1 protein-coding gene and 1 pseudogene are annotated in these 247 nt (G+C 55.9%); both read right to left on the reverse strand.

Features of this window, described 5'->3' with window-relative positions:
• Positions 1-73, reverse strand: a 73-nt coding sequence (locus tag V5P19_RS24205; RefSeq protein WP_334408076.1) for a hypothetical protein, incomplete at its 3' end; no start/stop codon positions are given.
• Positions 74-89: 16 nt separating this feature from the next.
• Positions 90-247, reverse strand: a pseudogene (locus tag V5P19_RS24210) (epimerase); the annotation flags it as partial.

Below are 247 nucleotides of genomic sequence, written 5' to 3' on the forward strand. Positions count from 1 at the left end.
GTGTGGAGAGGTGACGATGTTGCCACAGGTAGTGCAGCATCTGTTTGATACGGTCAGGTCTCTGTTGGCTCATCAGAAACAATCTCCTCTTACAGGGTGGCGAATTGAGCTAAGGTCGCGCGATAGTCAGATGAAGAGAACAGGGCGCGCCCAATCACCATATGTTGCGCCCCAGCTGCTGCCAGTTGCTGTGCAGCTGCCAGCGTAATTCCACCGTCGGCCCAGCACTCGGTCTGAGGAAAAGCCG

It is taken from the genome of Enterobacter sp. UNJFSC 003, assembly GCF_036903355.1.
Lineage (GTDB): Bacteria > Pseudomonadota > Gammaproteobacteria > Enterobacterales > Enterobacteriaceae > Enterobacter.